Genomic DNA, 17,388 nt, shown 5'->3' on the forward strand with positions numbered 1-17,388 from the left:
TGTGCGCTGGCCGCGACGACAGTCAGATGAGGAGCTTGTTCGCGATCCAGGTCAGGGCGTGGTTCACGCGCATCGGCCATCCGGTCACTGCGTACCAGTCGTCACTCGCAGCGGCGAAGTAGGTCAGCACTCCGCCGCCCTGGGTCATCGCGATGGCGATGGCGACGACGACAAGCACCTTGGCGATCGCGGCACGCAGGTACATCGAGTCGAAGAACCGAGCGAGCACCATTCCGGCGGCGGCGATCAAGATCGGAGCCAGAGGCAGCAGGTACCTGCCCTGAACGCCGATCGGCTGATCCGTCTTGTCGAAGTCTCCGAGATTGACGGCGAAAAGGGCGATCATGTAGGCGAGGACGGCGACGAACGGAACGACCATGCCGCGCCGAGCCAGAAGCCAGCCGATGCCGACCACGATGAGGAAGGCGCCGAGCGCGACGCCGACGTCGATGATCGTCGCCGTGCTCGCGGCGCCGATCGTCGCGTGCGTATTGGTGCCGACGTACCGCGACGACCAGAGCAGGCCCGGGATCCACTGCTGGAAGAAGAAATAGACGACGCGACCCGGTGTAGGAGCGGCCCCGACGAACTGTTCGGCCAGGGTGTAGTTGCGGGCCCAGGGGCCGTAGGTCAGACAGAACGAGACCGGATGGAGCTTTCCGCAGTCGGGCTGCAGCGATCGATAGACGATGAGATTCACGACGTAGCGTTCGACGAAGAGGCCGACTCCGATCAGCGCTGCAGCGCCCCACGCGAAGAAGCGCCACGTTCCGTAGCCCCACGTGAACTTCGTCTGTCCCCGACATGCCCGAACGATGAGCACGATCGCGAGGAGTACCGCGGTGGCGGCGAACACAGGAAGGAACGTGTACTTCGTGAGTGAGCCGAAGCATCCGACGGCGGCGAGCAGGAGGAGTTCGGGAAAGCGCAGGTCGGGCGCCTTCCAGATGCGTACCGCCTGCCACAGGAAGATGGCCGTGAACAGGATGGTGAGCGAGTCGTAGTTGACGGTGGCGGCGACGGCGGATGCGATCGGGATCGCCGCGAAAACGGCAAGGGCGACATTCGTCAGAGCGCGGGAAGCACCCAGCTCCCGAAGCAGCAGACGGAACCACACGAACGACGCGCTGAAGAAGACGACAGAGCACAGTCGGGCCGACACGAGTTGCGCGCGATCATTGCCGCCGAAGGCTTCCACCAATCGCACGGGAAAACTGACGAGGTAGTGGTAGAGGTACGACCCGGTGCGGCCGATGTCGCCGAGGCCCTCGAAGCGATTGCCTTGATGGATGAACGGGAGCCACTGATGCGTGTACACCTGCACGATGCCGAAGTGGTAGTCCTCGTCGTACAGAAAATGGTCGGCTCCGGTGATCGCGAGCCAGGTGGAACCGAGCGCGAAGACGCCGAGGATGACGCCGAAGCACCACCAACTCGCCAGAGCCTTCTGCACGGCGAGTGCCCCTCGATCGACGCTCGAGATGAAGGTGGTCACGGGCGCTCCAGGGGCAGAAGATCGGGCACGGCCCGCGAAAGGGGGTCGCGGCCCGTCGCATCGAGCTTAGCGATCGGTGGTTTTGCAACGACTGTGTCTCTAGCTGGATGCCGAGGCGAGATCGCGGTCCGCGTCGCGTCGATTGGTAGACTCGCCCGGTGCAAATCCGCGAACTCTCCGTGCCCGACGCCTATGAGATCACCCCGGTGCAGCATCCAGACGACCGTGGCGTCTTTCTCGAGTGGTACCGGTTCGACAAGCTGGCGGAGGCGGTCGGACATCCGCTGGACCTCAAGCAGGCGAACACGTCGGTCTCGAAGCGAGGGTCGGTGCGGGGCATCCACTTCGCCGACATCCCGCCGGGTCAGGCGAAGTACGTCACGTGCACGCGTGGGGCGGTACTCGACTACGCCATCGACATCCGCGTCGGTTCGCCGACTTTCGGGCAGTGGGATACGGTGCGGCTCGACGACGTCGACCGCAACGCCATCTACGTCTCTGAGGGACTGGGGCACTGCTTCGTGGCGCTGACGGATGACGCAACGGTCAGCTATCTCGTCAGCGACGTCTACAACCCGACGCGCGAGCACGGCGTCAACCCGCTCGATCCGGACGTCGCGCTGGTGTTCCCCGAGGAGGCTGGAGAGTTGTTGCTGTCGCCGAAGGACACCGACGCGCCGTCGTTGGCCGAGGCCGCGGCATCGGGGCTGCTTCCGCAGTGGGATGCCTCTCGCGCGTTCTACGCATCGCTGAACGGAGCGAACTGACATGCGCGGCATCATTCTGGCCGGCGGATCCGGCTCGCGCCTCTGGCCGATCACCAAGGGCATCTCGAAGCAGCTGATGCCGATCTACGACAAGCCGATGATCTACTACCCCCTGTCGACGCTGATGATGGCGGGCATCCGCGAGATCTTGATCATCACGACGCCGGAGTACAACGAGCAGTTCCGGGCGCTGCTGGGCGACGGCTCGGCGCTCGGGGTGCAACTCGAGTATGCGGTTCAGCCGTCACCCGACGGGCTCGCCCAGGCGTTCATCATCGGTGAGGAGTTCATCGGCGACGAGTCCGTCGCGCTCGTGCTCGGCGACAACATCTTCCACGGCACAGGTCTCGGCACCGCGTTGCAGCATGTCACGGATGACCGGGGTGCGACGATCTTCGCCTATCACGTGAGCAACCCGCGAGCATACGGCGTCGTCGAGTTCGACGACGACTTCAAGGCACTCTCGATCGAGGAGAAGCCGACGCAGCCGAAGAGTAACTACGCGGTGCCCGGCCTCTACTTCTACGACAACGCCGTCGTCGAGATCGCAAAGTCCATCGAGCCGAGCGCGCGTGGTGAGCTTGAGATCTCGACGGTCAACGAACGCTATCTGGCGGCAGGCTCGCTGAACGTGCAGGTGCTCGACCGCGGGACCGCCTGGCTCGACACGGGCACCTTCGGATCGATGATGCAGGCATCGGAGTACGTGCGCGTCATCGAAGACCGGCAGGGTACGAAGATCGGCTGCATCGAGGAGATCGCCTGGCGAGCCGGGTGGATCGGAGACGATGAGCTGCGTGCGATCGCCGCACCGCTTGTGAAGAGCGGATACGGCGAGTACCTCGTGAAGCTCGTCGACGAGGCGTAGGGCGGCCCTTCGACTCGCTTCGCTCGCTCAGGGACCTGGTTCGGCCCGCTCACTCAGGGACCTGGTTCGGCCCGCTCACTCAGGGAACTTGCTCCGTTGCCGGGTGCACGCACTTCAAAGTGCCTTTTGTACGCCGCCTCCTACCCACTCATGATGGTGTTACGCACTACTAGTGAGGTAAGGAAGCAAAGATGGTCGAGCAGGTCGCAAAGTCGGAGGAATCCCGGGTCGTCATCGAGGTGTGGTCCGACCTGGTCTGTCCGTGGTGTTACATCGGCACCCATCGGCTCAAGGCGGCGATCGCGCAGCGGCCTGACCCGGACCGATTCGAGATCGTGATGCGGTCCTTCGAGCTGGATCCGACCGCTTCTCGCGAGCCGGAGACGATCGAGAAGGCCTTCATCCGTTCGCACGGCGGAACCGCCGATCAGTTCCTGCGCGCGGAGCGCCAAGTCCAGGCCATCGCACGCAGCGAAGGACTCGAGTTCTCGCTGGACCGTCTCAGTGCCAGTACGTTCGACCTGCACCGCGTGTCGCAGTACGCAGCAGGCCAGGGTCACGGCGACGAGTTCTTCTCCCGTGTTCAGGATGGCTTCTTCACCGGCACGCTCAATCCCTATGATCCGCGGGCACTGGCCGGTGTCGCGGAGTCGGTGGGGCTGGACGCACAGCGGGTCCGCGACATCCTTGCGAACGACGAGTATGCGGACCGTGTGCGCATCGACAGGGCCGATGGCTTGGAGTTGGGTGCCACAGGCGTCCCGTTCGTGGTCATAGACCGCCGGGTGGCAGCCCCTGGCGCTCAGAAGGTCTCCACGTACGGCCAGATGCTCGAGCAGGCTGCCGGACCCGTGCTGAGCGAGCGTGCGTCATGAGTGAACCGAGCGGCGGCATCCAGATCGTGGCGGCGCTCGCCAGTGGATGGTGCGACCCCGATAGCGGTGTGTGCCACATCGAGACCGTCGACGAGACGACGATCGCGGACGCGGGCAGCGAGCACTGACAGCTCAACCTGCCGACGCCGTGACCGGTACCTTGCCCCTTCCGACTCCTGTGAGTTCGGTGGCGGCGCGGTTGCCGGCGATCTCGCTGTGGTGGGTGGCGGCCCAGCCTGCCAGGGCCATCACGGCATCCATCAGGGAGCGGCCGAGATCCGTCAGCTCGTACTCCACTCGCGGCGGGATCTCGGCGTAGGCCGTGCGGGTGATCAATCCGTCTCCCTCGAGGTTCTTGAGCGTCTGGGTCAGCATCCGCTGCGAGATTCCGGGAATGCTCGCCTGCAGTTCCGAGTAGCGCAGCGGCCCGTCGCCGAGCGTGCTGATGATCAGCACGGACCACTTGTCGCCGATCCGGTCGAGCACCTCACGGATGAACGCACTGTCTTCTGGCCACGTCTGACACGGCCCGCTGATCCTCGTCGGTGTCGCCATCTCGTCCGCCTCCCGCTCGCACTCACCACCCTACAGGCATCGCAGTGCGTTACCGCACAAGCAGTAAGTAACGAGCCAACCGAATTCGCGGTCCATCCGGCCGCATCATCACCGAAAGGGAATCAATCATGCCCACTATCGCCATCGTCGGAGCCGGACCAGGTCTCGGCCGCTCCATCGCCAAGGCATTCGGAGACAACGGATTCTCCGTCGCGCTCGTCGCCCGCACCCAGGAGAAACTCGACGCCCTCGCCGCTGAGCTGAACGAGGCAGGGATCGAGGCCGCAGGCTTCGCCGCCGACGTCATCGACCCGGCATCGATCGCCGCCGCCTTCGACCGGATCAAAGAGCGCTTCGGAGCCGTAGACGTGCTGGAGTACTCGCCCGCCCCGCACACCCCCGTCCACGGCCCGGGCAACCCGTCCCCGCTGCAGGCGACCAGAGCCGATCTCCAGCCTCAGCTCGACTACTACCTCTACGGCGGGATCGCGGCCACGCAGCAGGTTCTTCCCGAGATGATCGAGCGCGGCAGCGGCACGATCATCTACACCACCGGTGGCACGTCCAAGGATCCGCTTGCCGGACCCGTCGAGTTCACCACCACGACCATCGGCAGCGGTGCGCTGCGCAGCTACGCGTTGAAACTGCATCAGGCGACAGTGGGCACCGGTGTCTACGTCGTCCACATCCCGATCTTCGCCTGGATCGGCTCGGGTGGAGTCGAGACTCAACCCGACACCATCGCTCAGCACTACTGGAGCATCCACCGGGCCCGCGACGGAGCCGAACAGCCCTACGCCGCGCTGTGACGGACCGCCGTGTTACAAGGCCGCAGCACGCGCTACGCGACTAGCGGGGTGCTAGAGCCTACGCATCCTTCTTCGTTGCGTCGATCGTCGACTTCCACCTCGTGAGCGACGTGATCTCGGGCAGCGCCTCGCGGTACTGGGCGCGCAATCTGTCCCACTCACGGCGATAGCGACGGTTCAACCGGATCACCTCCAGCAGCAGCCCGCGGAACTTCTTCGGGTCGCGCACGTGCCAGGTGGCGCCCGAACCCTCGGCGTTGGAGACCAGCACGCTGTCCCAGTGCGGCACCTCGAACCAGCGCGCGTCCTGATAGGTCAGGTGGCCGTGCGGCTTGCTCACATCGCTCGTCACCTTGCGGCTGTGTCGCGCGACCTGGCGCACCAGCCAGGTTGCGAACGACGCTCCGTGCGGGCCGGGGTTGACGGTGCGGTCAGTCAGCTCCGTGTTCTCGCGTGCCGGGAAATGCGGGATCTGCGCCGAGTCCTTGATCAGCTTCGCCTCCGTGAACCCGGCCCCCATCGCTCGCACGCGCGGGAGTCGGTCGACCATGTCGGCGTGCAGCTGGCCAGGACCCTCGAAGACGTTCCGGATGGCTGCCATGCGCATCGCGACCGTGTAGTAGTCCATCGTGAGCAGGTTCTTCACGTCACTGGCCAGCATCGATCGCCAGAGCCTGCCGCCGCGCTTCTCCGGCGAGTGCAGCAGCGCCGTGATCAACCGGTTGCGCTCGTGGAAGAACGCCTGCCAGTCGTGGGTGTCGTCCTTGTCGACCCACGAGACGTGCCACACGGCGGCGCCGGGCAGGCTCACCGTCGAGAAGCCGTGCTCCCTGGCTCGCAGCGAGTATTCGGCGTCGTCCCACTTGATGAAGACCGGAAGCGATGCGCCGATCTTCTTGATCAGCTCGACCGGGATGAGCGACATCCACCAGCCGTTGTAGTCCACGTCGTAGCGGCGGTGCATCCACTGCGTCTGGCGAAGATTGGATGCCCCGAAGTCGTGTCGCTCCGGAGTGAACGGTCCCCACATGAACGACGACCACTTGATGCCCTCCGCGAAGGCGTGCAACTGGGCCTTGTCGTACATGTCGAACATGTGGCCGCCGACGATGGTCGGCTGCAGGCAGTAGTTCGCGAAGGTGACGGCGCGACGGATGCTCTCCGGCTCGATCTCGACGTCGTCGTCGAGCAGGATCACGTAGCCGGAATCGCCGGCCTCGACCGTCTCGAGCATGCCGCGGGAGAATCCTCCCGAGCCGCCGATGTTCGCCTGGTCGATGAGCTTGAGCTTGCCGTCGAGTGCGTCGACGGCCGCAGCATACCCGGGGTTGTCGGCGATCTTCTCGCTGCCCTGGTCGATGACCTGCACCCGGTCGAGGAGCTCGAGCGTCTCCTTGTCGTCGCCGATCGTCTTCAGCAGACGGGTGCAGTAGTCGCCACGGTTGAGCGTGGTGATGGAGACCGTGGCGTGGTCGTCGGCGCGCCGGGGCGTGTCATCGGGCGCCAGCCAGTCGGCCTGAACGAGCTCGAAGGCGTGCTCCTCGGCGATGAGATCGAACCACAGCCATCCGCCATCGAGGAAGGTGGTCAACGGAATCGTGAAGCTCGACGTGGTCGGACCGTCGGCCTCGACCGTGTCGACCCTTTGCACGACCGCCCTGGCGTTCGAGCGATACACCACGATGCGGCCGGTGCCGGCGGTCTGCACCCGCAGCACCACGGAGGCGAGCGACGTCCACGACTTCCAGTAGCTGGCGGGGAACGCGTTGAAGTAGGTGCCGAGCGACGTCGACTTGAAGGAGGGGATGCGCAGGCCGCGTCGTCCACGCAGCCACCCGAGGCCGTTTCGGTCGGTCAGCCGTGAGGCGGATTTCGCCTGGTGCAAGGAGATGACGCCCCGCTTGCGCGCAAGCCGCTCCTTGTGGGACTCCTCCCGTGCCGCCCACGACCACACCTCGGGGTCGAGGAACAGGGGCAGTGCCTGCGGGTCGCCGTGCTCCGGAAAGATGACCCGCTGCAGCACGGTGCCTGAGGCGGAGTGGGATTCCGGCACAGACTTCGACGCTGGCTCAGCGGCGGCATCCTTCGCGGCGTCGACGGTGGCACGACGTGGCATGGTTCAGACCTCCGGGGAGAGCAGCGGCTTGATCTTGTTCGAGTACATCGACAGCGCAGAGCCGATGGCCATGTGCATGTCGAGGTATTGATAGGTTCCCAGGCGGCCGCCGAAGAACACCTGTTGCTCGCCGGCCTGCAGCTCACGGTAGCCCAGCAGGCTCTCGCGATCCGACGCCGTGTTCACGGGGTAATACGGTTCGTCCTCGTGGCTCGCGAACCGGGAGAACTCGCGCATGATCACCGTCTTGTCGTCCGGGTACTCGCGTTCGGGGTGGAAGTGCCGGAACTCGTGGATGCGCGTGTACGGCACAGAGGCATCCGCGTAGTTCATGACGGGCGTGCCCTGGAAGTCGCCGATCGGCAGCACCTCCCGCTCGAAGTCGAGCGTGCGCCACGACAGCGTGCCGCCGGTGTAGTCGAAGTAGCGGTCGACCGGACCCGTGTAGACGACGGGGATGCGCCCGACGACGGACTTCTTGTTCACGGGCTGCGACTCGTCGAAGAAGTCGGTGTTCAGTCGCACCTCGATGTTCGGATGATGGGCCATGCGTTCAAGCCACGCGGTATAGCCATCGACGGGAAGGCCCTCGAACGTGTCGTTGAAGTAGCGGTTGTCGTACGTGTATCGCACGGGAAGCCGGCTGATCACCTCGGCGGGCAGCTCATCGGCCGGGGTCTGCCACTGCTTGGCCGTGTAGTCGCGGATGAACGCCTCGTAGAGCGGCCGCCCGATCAACGAGATGCCCTTCTGCTCGAGGTTCGCGGCGCTCTGCGTGTCGAACTCGGTTGCCTGTTGCGCGACGAGCTCGCGCGCCTCGCCTGGGCTGTACGCCGAGCGGAAGAACTGGTTGATGGTCCCCATGTTGATGGGGAGCGGGAAGACCTCGTTGCGGTAGTTCGTGTAGACGCGGTGCACGTACGGGGTGAACTTCGTGAACCGGTTGACGTAGTCCCAGACCGGAACGTTCGAGGTGTGGAACAGGTGAGCGCCGTAGCGGTGCACCTCGATACCGGTCTCCGGTTCCGCCTCGCTGTACGCATTGCCGCCGATGTGCGCACGACGGTCGATCACCAGCACCTTCAACCCGAGATCGTCGGCCACCCGCTCGGCGATGGTGAGCCCGAAGAAACCGGAGCCGACGACGACGAGATCTGGGTTCACGAATGCTGGTCCTTTGCTTGGGGATGAAGGGAGCAGAGTGCGCCCTCGACCAGCCATCGAGTCTACGGGACGTCATCTTCCCTCGTCTGGCCGCGTCTTCAGCGGATGCCTCGGCATCCGCGAGTGCTCGTGTCGCGTTCTCAGCGACGAGGGGAGGGTCACAGGGTTGGGCGTTTCACCGGGTGATATCGTGACGCCGTGACTCGCCTGCCCTCCCTCATTCGCATCGGGTGCGAGCGACCGATCTTCGGCGATCTGCGCGCATGAGCTGGTGGGTCATCGTGCCCGCGGTCGTCGCGGCCGCGGTCGTCGTTCTGCTGCCGGGGCTCGTCATCGCCTACGCCGCCACCGCACGGGGCATCACGGCCTGGGGGCTCGCTCCGCTGCTCTCGATGACCGTGTTCGGGGTGGTGTCGCTCGGGTTCGGTGTCGGTCATATTCCGTTCACCGGGGTGAGCGCCGCGATCGGCACGGCGGTCGTCGTGGTCGTGGTCGCCGGCGTGCTGCTGCTGGTGCTCCGCCGAAGGCCGGCACCCCCTGAGCACCGCGACCGGTCTTGGACGAACGTCGCTGTCGTCGTCACGGTGCTGATCGCGCTGGTGGCCTTCGGCATCAGGTTCGGCTCGGCGTTGGTGCACCCTGACGCGATCTCGCAGACGTTCGACGACGTCTTCCATCTGAACGGCGTGCGCTACATCGTCGACACCCACGACGCGAACCCGTTGACGTTCATCAACCTCAACGCGGCGTTCGGCGGCCCCGGCGGTTTCTACCCGAACCTCTGGCACGTGATCGCGAGCCTGACGACGCTGTATTCCGGGGCGAGCATCCCGGTGGCGGTGAACGCCCTCAGCATCGTGATCGGGGGACTGATCTGGCCGCTCGGATGCGTGCTGTTGGTTCGCAGCATCCTCGGTCCGCGCATCGTCGCGTTGCTCGCCACCGGCATCATCTCAGCCAGTTTCGCGGCGTTCCCGTTGCTGCTGGTGACCTACGGTGTGCTCTACCCGAACCTGCTCGGACTGGCGGCGCTGCCGGCGGCGCTCGGCCTCCTGGTGCTCGCCACCGGCTTCGCCAAGAAGTCGACCCTGGCGCCCGGCCTGGCCTGGATCGCGTTCGTCGCCGCGCTTCCGGGAATCGCGATGGCGCATCCGAACGCCTTCGTGTCGTTGCTGGTCGTCGGCTTCCCGCTGTTGTTCGCCTTCGGATGGAGATGGTTCAGGAGCGCGCGGGAGCAGGGTGCGTCGCGCAGGTCCCTGTGGCTCGGAGGCGTCGTCGCCGCAGCGGTGCTCGCAGTCGGGTTGGCGATCTTCTTCGTCGTGCGACCACCGCAGATCTCGGCTACCTGGGGTCCGACGAAGACCCTGTGGCCGGCCGTCTTCGCCGCCGTCACGAACGGTCAGGACACGCCCCCGGCGATCGCGGTGACCGTTCTCTCCCTCCTCGGTGTCGTCGCCGCGTTCGTCACCCGGCGAAACCGCTGGCTCGTCGGGTCGTTGGTCATCGTCTGGTTCTTCTACATCGCCACCGCGATCATGTGGGAGGGCGGATGGCGCTACACGGTGACGGGCACCTGGTACAGCGACATCCACCGCCTCATCGCCCTGGGTCCGCTGGTGCTGGTGCCGTTGGCCGTCATGGGCGTGCAGTGGCTGGCCGATCTCGTCACAGCACGAGGTTCCGGTCGTCGTTGGGTGGTGGCCGGCACGACAGTCGGCATCGCCGTGACACTGGTGGCGGCCGTGCTGGCGCAGACCGGGCCGGCCCTCGCATCCATGTCCGGATGGGCGACGTCCTCGTTCTCGATGGGACCTGATTCGTGGTTGCTCTCGTCGAACGAGCGCGCGCTCATCGACCGGGTGCCGAGCGAGGTGCCGAAGGATGCCGTGATCGCAGGTGACCCGTGGACGGGCGCCTCGCTCGTGTGGGCGCTCGCGGATCGACGGTCAATGGTTCCTCACATCTACGGCCCTCGCAACGACGCGCAGGCGCTCATCCTGGCTCGTCTGCGATACGCCACCCCCGGCTCGGATGTCTGCACTGCCTTGAATGAGGAGCACGTGACCTACGCGCTCGACTTCGGATCCAAAGGCGTCTTCGGAACGGGTCAGATCAACAAGGGCATGAACGGGCTCTCGGGCAGCACCGTGCTCACGCTGGTCGACCACGACGGCCCGGCCGCGTTGTACAAGGTCACCGGCTGCGACTAGCGGTGTCCAGCTCCGACCGCGCGAACGATCAGGAGTCGGCGCCGGCCTTGTCGGCGACCGGGCGCTCGCCGGCGATCATCGAGCGATAGGCCCGACGCCTGATGGGTTCGGGAACGAGCCGATAGCCGCCGCGCACCACGACGTTGCGCACGAACTGCGTGCGGGTGGTGAAGCCGGACTTCACGAAGGCGCGTTGCAGCATCCATTCACTGCGAAGCAGCCGGAGGCCGCCGCGGCGCTTGTACGCACCGGATGACACGCGGTACCGCACGAGAGCCTCCGGCGAGTTGACAGCCCGCACGTCGGCCGCGAGCATGCGTGCGAACAACCAGTAGTCCTCCATCATGCCGAGCGGCAGGTACCCTCCGGCACGCTCCACCGCCGACTTGGTGTAGACGACTGTCGGGTGATTGAACGGGTCGTGGAAGCGCGCGTACCGCTTGATCTCGTCCGACTCGACGGGGGGAACGCGCCGCACGCCCAGGAGCTCGCCGTGTTCGGTCTCGGTGAACTCGTTGAGTCCGCTGCCGACCAGTTCGTATCCCCGCGCGACGAGCTCGAGTTCCACAGCGAAGCGGTGTGGTTCCGAGACGTCGTCGGCATCCATTCTCGCGACGACCTCATAGCTGCATTCGGCGAGACCGGCGGTCAGCGCCTCGGAGAGGCCGCGGTTCTCGGGCAGGATCACGATCTTCAACGGCACCGGCGTCGAGCGGTCCAGCTCGGCGATGGCGGAGACGAGGGGCGCGGAGACCGGCCCGTCCTGCACCAGGACGACTTCGGATGGCTTGAGCGACTGCTCGATGACGGAGCTGCGGAAGGCACGAAGCAGAAACGGCGCCGAGTCGCCGCCGTACACCGGGAGCAGGAGTGAGAATTCGGGGGTCTCGGTCATCCGCTCGCCGCCTCGAACGCGGCCATCGATGTCGCGTCCAGTCCGAGGGATGCCAGAAACTCGCTGTTCGTGCGCGGCCTGGATCGCGTGCCGTCGCGCCAGCCGGCTCGGAACGTGCGGGAGATCGTCGCCCGATCGCTCGACCTCAGGTAAGTGCGCAGCCACCGGCGTGCCGTTGCCGCCAGGTAGAGAGGCTGCTCGTACCAGGCCAGGGCTGAAGACGCCCGGAACAACCAGAGTTTGTTGCGCACCTCGTAGTAGAAGCGTTCGCCAGGATCGACGTCGGTGTCGGCTCTCGCCTTGGTCTTGTGCAGCACGACGCTCGCCGGCACGAACATACCGCGGCGGTGACGCAGAACCCGGGCGCTGAATTCGAAGTCGTCGTTCCAGATGAAGTACTCGGCGATCGGCAGACCGACCGCGCCGACGGCATCCGCGTCGAGCAGCATCGAGACGAACGACGACGATCGCACCGCGACGCCGCCCGCCGCTGCCGCATCGCGTCGCTCAGCGGCGGAGGCGAGCGGCTTGTTCCTCGGCGTGTTCATCGGGTGGTCCTGCCCGTCGGTCCACATCACTCGCGACCCCAGGATGGCGGGGGTCTCGCGGGCGGAGGCGCGGGCATCCAGCAGGGCTGCGAGCGCGGTGGGGGTCGGGATCGTGTCGTCGTCCATCACCCAGATCAGGTCCGCATGCTGGGTGGAGACCCCGTGTTCGATGCCGACGGCGAACCCACCGGCTCCGCCGGTGTTGACGGGCAGCCTCACGAGGTCCACATCGGGATGCGACGACGCGACAGCATCAGCAGACCCGTCGGTCGATGCGTTGTCGACGACGACGATCGCGTCGAGCCGACGGGTCTGCGCCGCCAGCGCATCCAGACACTCGAGCAGCAGCTCGCGCCTGTTGTAAGCGACGATCACCGCGACTACGCGCACACGAATCCCTTCGAATTCAGTTGGACACGCGAAGGTCTCGGCGATCGCCGGATGCGTGCAAGGACCGGTGGAGTTTATCGGGAAAGGCTGTAACGATCGCTGCCCCCGACCCGTCGGCGCGAGTTCTCCAGAGCCCGGCCGCCGGCCTCTCACTCGCCATCGGAGTCGGGTGCGAGCCTGTCCTTGCCGGTCAGCTGGCGTTCGAGTTCGCGAATGCGCAGCTCCTGCATCGCCGACTGCTCAGCGAGCGTGCGCGTCTTGGCTTCGACGGTGGTGAGTTCGGCGCTGTGCTGCAGGCAGACCAGGAACAGGATGGCGATGCCCACGAAGAACACGAGGTTGGTCGGCAGTTGCACCCCGACCAGCTGGGCGGCCCACTCGAGCGTCTTGGGGAAGATCCCTGCGATAAGCGCGAGGATGCCGGCGATCAGCCACCACAGGGCGTGACGCTCCCGCAGACGCCTGCGCCGAAGCATCTCGATCACGATGATCAGGACGAGCAGCGACGCGACGACGCCGAGCACATAACTGGCGGTGGTCATGAGGCATCTCTCGGTAGTGGGGTCGGCGGTCGGATGAGCCCGACCAGCAGGGCGAGGGCAGCGCGAGCCAGATACACAGCGGCCTTGATGGGGTTCTGCGACGGCGTTCCGCCGGCGCGCTCGCGCATCTCGGTAGGCACTTGGGTGATCGTGAGCCCTGCCTTCGCCGCGATGACGAGTGCCTCGATCGTGTCGCCGAGGTATTCGGCCGGGTAGTTGGATGCGAACAAGGCGACGGCGCGCGGCCCCATCGCTTTGAACCCCGACGTGGTGTCGGTGAGTTTGGTGCGGGCGACTCTGCTCATCACGACCGAGAGAAGGGACATCGCCCAGCGGCGCGGTCCCTTGACCACATAGGCGCCCTTGCCCGCGAACCGTGCTCCGATCACGATGTCGGCGTGCTCGAGGCCCTGTAGGAGCGTCGTGACCTCCGAAGGGTTGTGCTGGCCATCGGAGTCGACCTGCACGACGTTGTCGTAGTCGTTCTCGAGCGCGAAGCGGAATCCGAGCCGCATCGCGCCGCCGACGCCCAGGTTGAACGGCAGCTGCGCGACCTCGGCGCCCGCGAGATTCGCCTGTCGTGCGGTCTCGTCGCGCGATCCATCGTCGATCACGATGCACGACACACCCGGCAGTGTGCCGAGCACCTCTCTGACGACCGCCCCGACGTTGGTCTCTTCGTTGAGCGCAGGCATGACGATCAGCGTGCGCTCGAGGGCCGTTGGCATGCCCGGAATTCTACCGGGTGGGCGGATGACGATCAGGATGGCCCGGCCGTCGGCGGGCGGGAGGGCCAGCCGGAGTAGTGAAGAATCGAGGCGTGGACAATCCCTCCGAACGTCGCGTGGTCGCAGTGGTGTCGGTGTACCGGCCGGGCCACGACGTCGTCGACAACGTCGCCAGGATCGTCGATCAGGTCGATCACGTCGTCGTTGTGGACGACGGCAGCGGAGACGGCTTCGACGAGGTGTTCTCCGAGCTCACCGCCGCGGGCGCCCGCCTTGTCGTGCTTCAGGCGAACTCCGGGATCGCGGCGGCTCTCAACGCGGGAATCGAGGCCGCCGACCTGGACCGATCCGACGTCGTCGTCACGTTCGATCAGGACAGCAATCCGCCTGCGGGTTTCGTCGCGAGGCTTCTGGACGTGCTCCGCGAGTCAGAAGACGCGGGTCTGCCCGTCGCGATCGTCGCGCCAGCGACGTTCGCGGGCGTCGATCAGACCGGGCCCGAGCTTGCGTCCGGTCTGCGCGAGGCGCTGCGTCCGATCCAGTCGGGGATGCTCGTCACAGGCTCTGCCCTCGAACGTATCGGCACCTTCGACGAGGGGCTCTTCATCGACCTCGTCGACGTGGAGTTCTATCTGCGAGCTCTCGAAGCCGGCTTGGTGTCCGTGGCGGCTTCTGGCTTGGACCTTCCGCACGAGCTGGGACACTTCCAGTCCATGTCCGTGCTCGGCCGCAGGGTGAGCACGACGCTCAGTTCCCCGTTCCGCTACTACTACCGGGCACGCAATCGTGTCATCGTGACCAGGCGCTACCGAAACATCGCCGGCCCTCTGCTTCGGCGCGAGCGCAACCGTGACCTCGCCCACTTCGTCGTGGCCGTGGCCTTCGCCCGTCCGAGGCCGGCCCTCGTCACGGTGCTGAGACGCGGATGGCGGGACGGGCGCACGGGTGCCGGCGGTGGCATCCCGAGCGATCTGAACGACACGGCGTCGTCGATCTCGTGGCGCGGGCAACGGGTGGAGCGACCGGGGCACACCGCCTGAGGGCCCGGCCGTGTGGCTCAGTCCTCTGGCATGCCCAACGACCTGCCGCCGATGAACCAGCCGGCGATCCATCCGCCCAGGTACTCGATGACGCTGCGCGAGGCGACGAGGTCGCGGCGCCGAGCATCGCGGACGAAACGGAACGTGCGCACGAACCGGCGCCGCTTGCCGTACAGGGCGACGAGTTGCCGCATCGACGCCGAGTCGGGCACGCGCCGCGCCAGGGTCTCGACCATGAGCTGACGCCAGCCGACCGAGACTTTGAACACCGACCTCGCCACCGCCAGCGGACCGTGGCCTCCTTCGTAGCGGTCGGAGATCGAGCGCACAGTTGCCCAGCTCGAGCCGGGATCGATCGTGCTTCCCTCCGACAACATCTCGCCGATGGCGTTGCCGCCGTGCTGCACGTAGTCCTGCACGATGTCGTCGGTGACGAGCGTTCCCGATCGGGCGGATGCGCAGAGCGCCAGCCAGTGATCGTGCACTTCCGACGGCGTGGACATGCGGGGGAACGGCAGGGCGATGGTCAGAACATCACTGCGCAGAAGGCAGATGCCGCCGGTGAACTGGTTGGTCAGCGTGAAGTACGGCACGGCGAGATCGAGCCGCCGGGTGTCGGCCGAGATGACGCGACCGGAGGGGTACTCGACGACGCGGGCCTGGCCGGAGACCAGCGAGTGCGTGGCGAGATGGGGGAGGAGCGTCTCGAGCTTGTTCGGGTACCAGTAGTCGTCTTGATCGCTGAGCGCGATCCAGGTCGACTCAGGATGCGCGGCGGCGACCACGCGTTCGAAGTTGCCGTAGAAGCCGACGCGCTCGTCGAATCCGATCACACGAAACCGTTCGTCACCCGCAACCGCCTCGTCGACGAGGGCCTTCACGATCTCTGGTCGACCATCGGCGGAGATCAGGCACTCGAAGTCTCGATGCGATTGATCCTGGATGCTTCTCAGCTGCCGTGCGAACAGCTCGGGGTCCGGATTGTATGCGGCCATCGCCACAGTCCCGAAGCCGGCGTCGTCGTCCATCGTGCTCCTGTTTCAGGCTGGGTCGTGCGGCGGATCGCGTCGGGGGAGCCCGTAGACTCTGGTGGTCCCAAAACTCGAGGGGAAGACCAGTGGCCCCGCGCGCGCTTATCAGTATCTCAAAGCGGATTGCCGGGTTCGCTGTACCGGTGGCGGCGAGCACGGTACTCGGCATCGTCACCATCCCTTTGCTCGTCCGGTCGCTCGGCGCTGCCGAATGGGGCTCTCTCGCCGTCGTGCAGGCGACGAGCCAGCTGGTGGGCATCCTGGTCGCGTTCGGCTGGGGTGCGACAGGACCGTCGGCCGTTGCGGCCTCGGCGAAGGCGGTGCGACCCGACCTGTACGCCCGATCCCTGATCGCGCGTTCCTACCTCTTCGTGATCGGTGTCGTCATCGGCGCCATCGTGCTCGCCTTTCTGACCAGGGGCGACATCGCGGTCGCCATCGTGGGATCCGTCACCTACCTGCTTCCGTTCCTCGGAGCGAGTTGGTACTTCGTCGGCGAGGGGCGACCATGGCGGCTCTTCGTCTACGACTCCTTGCCGACGCTCGTCGGCACGCTCGCCGGGCTCGCCGGCGCCGTCGCCACCCGAAGCCTGATCGTCTTCCTCCTTCTGCAGGCAGCGGGCAGCCTGGTCGCGGTTGTGCTGGATGCCTTCGTCGTGCTGCGCGGTTCCGGTGCGGGCATCCGAGGTCGCACGTCTCCACGAGCGGCGGTGGCGAGCCTCGCCGGTCAGCGTCACGCGGTGACCAGCGCACTCACCTCCGGTCTCTACGTGAACCTGCCGCTGCTGTCGATCCAGACCTTCCTGCCGGGATTCGTGCCGATCTACGCGCTGGCAGATCGATTCTTCCGGTATGCGAACGTTGCGTTCTCGCCCGTGCAGCAGTTCTTGCAGGGCTGGGTGCCCGAAGCCGGGGAACGACGCTCGTTCGACCGGATGAAATACGCGACCTGGGCGGGATTGGGGTTCGGCATCGTCGGCGGTGCTCTCGTCGCCCTGCTCACGCGACCGCTCGCCTGGCTGCTCTCCGGCGGGGAGATCGAGGTGCCGTTCGCGCTGAGCATCCCGCTCGGCGTGGCATTCGTGTTCGTCGCGTCGTCTGCGGTGATCGGCTACGCGTGCCTGGTGCCGGTCGGGCGAGCGCGATCGCTCGCCGCCTCGACCGTCGTCGGCGCGCTGGTCGGTGCACCGCTGATCATCGTCTTCGCCGTTCTGCATCTTCCGGTGCTGGTCGCCTGGTCGGTCGCGGTGTCGGAGGCGGTGGTGGCCTCGTACCAGTACTCCGTGCTACGCCGCGAGCTGTCGCGCAGGATGAACCTTGCCGAGCCGGCCCCGGAGGCCTCCGGTGACTGAGCG

General features: G+C 66.2%; 17 protein-coding genes. 8 read left to right on the forward strand and 9 right to left on the reverse strand.

What is annotated here, in order from left to right:
- Positions 1–22: 22 nt before the first annotated feature.
- On the reverse strand, positions 23–1,495 hold the full coding sequence (locus tag MJ603_RS09640) for a DUF2142 domain-containing protein (protein WP_243063497.1): 1,473 nt from the start codon (positions 1,493–1,495) through the stop codon (positions 23–25).
- Positions 1,496–1,653: 158 nt separating this feature from the next.
- Here MJ603_RS09640 and MJ603_RS09645 point away from each other — a divergent pair, with 158 nt between their 5' ends.
- The 4 genes from MJ603_RS09645 (at position 1,654) to MJ603_RS18555 (ending at position 4,133) form a co-directional block, all read left to right on the forward strand.
- Complete coding sequence (locus MJ603_RS09645) at positions 1,654–2,262, forward strand: dTDP-4-dehydrorhamnose 3,5-epimerase family protein (RefSeq protein ID WP_243063498.1); 609 nt, start codon at positions 1,654–1,656, stop codon at positions 2,260–2,262.
- Between the two features lies 1 nt (position 2,263).
- Entirely contained in the window at positions 2,264–3,130 is an 867-nt protein-coding gene (rfbA, locus tag MJ603_RS09650) for a glucose-1-phosphate thymidylyltransferase RfbA (protein WP_243063499.1), read from the forward strand.
- 191 nt (positions 3,131–3,321) lie between these two features.
- On the forward strand, positions 3,322–4,005 hold the full coding sequence (locus MJ603_RS09655; protein WP_243063500.1) for a DsbA family oxidoreductase: 684 nt from the start codon (positions 3,322–3,324) through the stop codon (positions 4,003–4,005).
- Positions 4,002–4,133, forward strand: a complete 132-nt coding sequence (locus MJ603_RS18555; RefSeq protein WP_279239127.1) for a hypothetical protein — start codon at positions 4,002–4,004, stop codon at positions 4,131–4,133. The genes MJ603_RS09655 and MJ603_RS18555 overlap by 4 nt, the downstream gene beginning before the upstream one ends.
- Before the next feature lie 4 nt (positions 4,134–4,137).
- On the opposite strand, the gene MJ603_RS09660 is transcribed toward MJ603_RS18555, so the two are convergent.
- The gene (locus MJ603_RS09660) at positions 4,138–4,560 is read right to left on the reverse strand and encodes a helix-turn-helix domain-containing protein (RefSeq protein ID WP_243063501.1); all 423 of its coding nucleotides are present in this window, start codon (positions 4,558–4,560) and stop codon (positions 4,138–4,140) included.
- A 128-nt stretch (positions 4,561–4,688) separates the two neighbouring features.
- On the opposite strand from MJ603_RS09660, the gene MJ603_RS09665 reads away from it, so the two are divergent.
- Entirely contained in the window at positions 4,689–5,369 is a 681-nt protein-coding gene (locus MJ603_RS09665) for an SDR family NAD(P)-dependent oxidoreductase (protein WP_243063502.1), read from the forward strand.
- Positions 5,370–5,427: 58 nt separating this feature from the next.
- Here the strand turns inward: MJ603_RS09665 and MJ603_RS09670 are convergent, their stop codons facing one another.
- On the reverse strand, positions 5,428–7,485 hold the full coding sequence (locus MJ603_RS09670) for a glycosyltransferase (protein WP_243063503.1): 2,058 nt from the start codon (positions 7,483–7,485) through the stop codon (positions 5,428–5,430).
- 3 nt (positions 7,486–7,488) lie between these two features.
- Complete coding sequence (glf, locus tag MJ603_RS09675) at positions 7,489–8,649, reverse strand: UDP-galactopyranose mutase (RefSeq protein WP_243063504.1); 1,161 nt, start codon at positions 8,647–8,649, stop codon at positions 7,489–7,491.
- A 263-nt stretch (positions 8,650–8,912) separates the two neighbouring features.
- Here glf and MJ603_RS09680 point away from each other — a divergent pair, with 263 nt between their 5' ends.
- On the forward strand, positions 8,913–10,859 hold the full coding sequence (locus tag MJ603_RS09680; protein ID WP_243063505.1) for a DUF6541 family protein: 1,947 nt from the start codon (positions 8,913–8,915) through the stop codon (positions 10,857–10,859).
- Between the two features lie 28 nt (positions 10,860–10,887).
- Here MJ603_RS09680 and MJ603_RS09685 read toward each other — a convergent pair whose 3' ends face one another.
- The 4 genes from MJ603_RS09685 to MJ603_RS09700 all read right to left on the reverse strand — a co-directional run bounded on the left by MJ603_RS09685 (position 10,888) and on the right by MJ603_RS09700 (position 13,962).
- On the reverse strand, positions 10,888–11,754 hold the full coding sequence (locus MJ603_RS09685; protein ID WP_243063506.1) for a glycosyltransferase: 867 nt from the start codon (positions 11,752–11,754) through the stop codon (positions 10,888–10,890).
- On the reverse strand, positions 11,751–12,692 hold the full coding sequence (locus tag MJ603_RS09690; protein WP_243063507.1) for a glycosyltransferase family 2 protein: 942 nt from the start codon (positions 12,690–12,692) through the stop codon (positions 11,751–11,753). The genes MJ603_RS09685 and MJ603_RS09690 overlap by 4 nt, the downstream gene beginning before the upstream one ends.
- A 149-nt stretch (positions 12,693–12,841) precedes the next feature.
- Entirely contained in the window at positions 12,842–13,234 is a 393-nt protein-coding gene (locus tag MJ603_RS09695; RefSeq protein ID WP_243063508.1) for a DUF2304 domain-containing protein, read from the reverse strand.
- Positions 13,231–13,962 (reverse strand): glycosyltransferase family 2 protein, encoded by a 732-nt coding sequence (locus MJ603_RS09700; protein WP_243063509.1) that lies wholly within the window; start codon positions 13,960–13,962, stop codon positions 13,231–13,233. Before MJ603_RS09700 ends, MJ603_RS09695 begins: the two co-directional genes overlap by 4 nt.
- 92 nt (positions 13,963–14,054) lie before the next feature.
- Here MJ603_RS09700 and MJ603_RS09705 point away from each other — a divergent pair, with 92 nt between their 5' ends.
- The gene (locus tag MJ603_RS09705) at positions 14,055–15,002 is read left to right on the forward strand and encodes a glycosyltransferase (RefSeq protein WP_243063510.1); all 948 of its coding nucleotides are present in this window, start codon (positions 14,055–14,057) and stop codon (positions 15,000–15,002) included.
- Positions 15,003–15,019: 17 nt separating this feature from the next.
- Here MJ603_RS09705 and MJ603_RS09710 read toward each other — a convergent pair whose 3' ends face one another.
- On the reverse strand, positions 15,020–16,030 hold the full coding sequence (locus MJ603_RS09710) for a glycosyltransferase (RefSeq protein WP_243063511.1): 1,011 nt from the start codon (positions 16,028–16,030) through the stop codon (positions 15,020–15,022).
- A 146-nt stretch (positions 16,031–16,176) separates the two neighbouring features.
- Here MJ603_RS09710 and MJ603_RS09715 point away from each other — a divergent pair, with 146 nt between their 5' ends.
- Complete coding sequence (locus tag MJ603_RS09715; protein WP_243063512.1) at positions 16,177–17,385, forward strand: lipopolysaccharide biosynthesis protein; 1,209 nt, start codon at positions 16,177–16,179, stop codon at positions 17,383–17,385.
- The last annotated feature ends 3 nt before the right edge of the window (positions 17,386–17,388 follow it).

The organism is Humibacter sp. RRB41, assembly GCF_022761015.1.
In the GTDB taxonomy this organism is placed as follows: Bacteria; Actinomycetota; Actinomycetes; order Actinomycetales; family Microbacteriaceae; genus Humibacter.